The sequence below is a fragment of the Acidovorax sp. genome (assembly GCF_046341535.1).
Lineage (GTDB): Bacteria > Pseudomonadota > Gammaproteobacteria > Burkholderiales > Burkholderiaceae_C > Acidovorax.
Genome location: NZ_JBKDRI010000187.1, coordinates 1 through 2,246 on the forward strand (window position 1 = coordinate 1; position 2,246 = coordinate 2,246).

A 2,246-nucleotide genomic window follows, 5' to 3' on the forward strand; every position below is an offset into this window, starting at 1 on the left:
CCATATCGAACTTCGCTTCGGCCTGTTCAGCCCAGGCAAAAGCGACCTTGCGGGCTTCCTTGAAGCCCAGGTGGTGTTCGCGATGGATGTGAATGTCTGGCACCGGGTGTCTCCTTGGGGCGTGGGTTGTGCTAGCGAGGCAGCAGCGCGCGCAGCGCTGCGTGGCGCGCGGGCTGGGGCTGGCGTGCCAGCTGTCGCACCGCATCATAAAACCGCTGCCAATCACCGCCCTCGTGGGCATGCAAGGCCTCAAACGCGGGCACCAGATCGTCGTAGGCGGCCTGCGCTGCAAAGCTGGCGTTGTTGGCCCGGGCCACCCAGCGGTCGTAGCCCGCGACCTGGGCGGTGGTGGCCAGCGGGACGGTGCCGTCCTGGGGGCGCAGCCAGCGCTCGCGCAGCATGGCATATTCCGCCCGAAAGCTCTGCATTGCTATTGATTTCATAGCTTCAATCGCTTTCGCGTCAGGCGTAACAGCCTTTTTTTGATCGTAAACTTCTCCCAGGCGGGCCCGCGTTGCCCGGGTGAGGGCGCGAAACGCACTGCGGCGCGCCTCGCTGGTGGCGGCGGCCGCACGGGCCTGCTCGCTTGCATGCGTGGCCAGCCACTGGGCAATACCGATGCGCTCGACCGCGGTGGCAAACGATTCGTTGAACAGCGTGTCGCCCTCGGCGTACACCACCTGGTGCGCCAGTTCGTGGAACAGCAGCCGCACAAAGTCGCCCTCGGGCCAGGCGATGAAGGTGTTCAACACCGGATCGCCACCCGCCCAGTTCATGTAGCCCAGGGTCGAATAGGCGGGCACCCCGTACACATCCACCTCCAGGCCCTGGGCGGCCAGCTGGGCTGCCTCGGCCTGCGCGTCGGCTTCGCTGAAGTAGCCCCGGTAGCCGATGCAGCCGGTGACGGGGAAGCACCAGGTGTACAGCTTGAGCTCATCGGGCGGAGCGGCCACCACGTTCCACACGGCGGCAGCGCGCTTGAGGTCGGCGTAGCGGCGGTAGCTTGCGTTATCGGGCAGGCCCAGCTCGGCCACGGCAAACGCCCGGGCACGCTGGGCCAGCAGCAGGCGATCACGCAGCGCGGGCGGGATGTCATCCCGCGCCACCCACGCATCGATGGGCTCGGCCGCCTGCATGAGCTGCATATGCCCGCGCAATGACTGCCAGTAATAGCGCACCGCGCCCGGGCCCGAGACAGGGCTGGCACAGCCAGCCAGGGCCAGCGCCAGGAGGATCATTGCTGCGAGCCGTGCGGTAAGTAAACGCATAGAGCCAGTTTATGGGCAGACCGCGGCGCGGTCATCGCGCAGGGATACAAGCCTGACGCGGCCCAGGTCCAGAGGGCAGTGCATCACCCCACATACCCTGGGGCATTGCAGTGGCCGACGACCGGCGGCAGATCGAAAAGGCGCTGCCTGAAGGGCATCCCTTCAGGGCCGAGCCTGTGGCCGCAGCATCCACAGCGCGCCCAGCGCCGCCATGCCCAGCAGCGTGGTGAGCCATACCGCGCTGGCGCCCACCGCGTCCAGCAGCATGCCAAACAGCACGGGCGCAAAGGCTTGCCCCACGCGCGCGGGCACCATCATCAGGCCCTGGCGTGCGCCATAACCCAGCGGGCCGAACAGCACCAGCGGGAGCGTGCCCTTGGCAATGGTGAGCACGCCATTGCCAGCGCCGTGCAGCACCGTGAACACGGCTGCGGCCGGCCCTCCCACCAGAAGGAGGATGCCCGCGCCCACCGGGTGCGCGGCGGCCGCCAGCTGCGCCGAAAGCAGCGGATGCACGCGGCGCAGCAGTCCAAATTCGGCCAGACGTGCCACCACCTGCGCGGGCCCCACCAGGGCGGCCATGGTCACCGCCACCTGCAGCGATGTGCCACTGGCCTGCAGCAGTCGCGGCAGATGCGCTGCCATGGCGGTGCTGGTGAACCAGGTGACCGAAAACACAAACGACAACAGCAGCATGGTGCGCAGGTGGCTGGTGTCGCCGCCCGTGGGGTGGTTGACGTGGCCGACGCCGGGTGCGGCGGCGGCGTGATGCACCGCGCCATCTGCAGCAGGCTGCGCTGCGGGCACGTGCTTGCCCGCCGCCTCGGCAAACCGCACCGCGCGGGGCAGCCACAGGTTGAGCGGCAAGCCCAGCAGCAGGTGCAGCCCCGCCCAGCCGATACAGGCGCCGCGCCAGCCCCAGTGCGACTCCATCCAGGCCGACAAAGGCCAGCCCACCGTGCTGGCAAAGCCCGCCAC

At 68.6% G+C, this 2,246-nt stretch carries 2 protein-coding genes and 1 pseudogene; all 3 read right to left on the minus strand.

The window, feature by feature from the left end; all coding sequences use genetic code 11:
* On the minus strand, positions 1-241 hold a 241-nt coding region (locus tag ACK543_RS14140; protein WP_409943480.1), incomplete at its 3' end, for a polyhydroxyalkanoic acid system family protein.
* Entirely contained in the window at positions 132-1,268 is a 1,137-nt protein-coding gene (locus tag ACK543_RS14145) for an aminopeptidase (RefSeq protein WP_409943481.1), read from the minus strand. The genes ACK543_RS14140 and ACK543_RS14145, both read right to left, overlap by 110 nt.
* A 162-nt stretch (positions 1,269-1,430) precedes the next feature.
* A pseudogene (locus ACK543_RS14150) lies at positions 1,431-2,246 on the minus strand (MFS transporter); the annotation flags it as partial.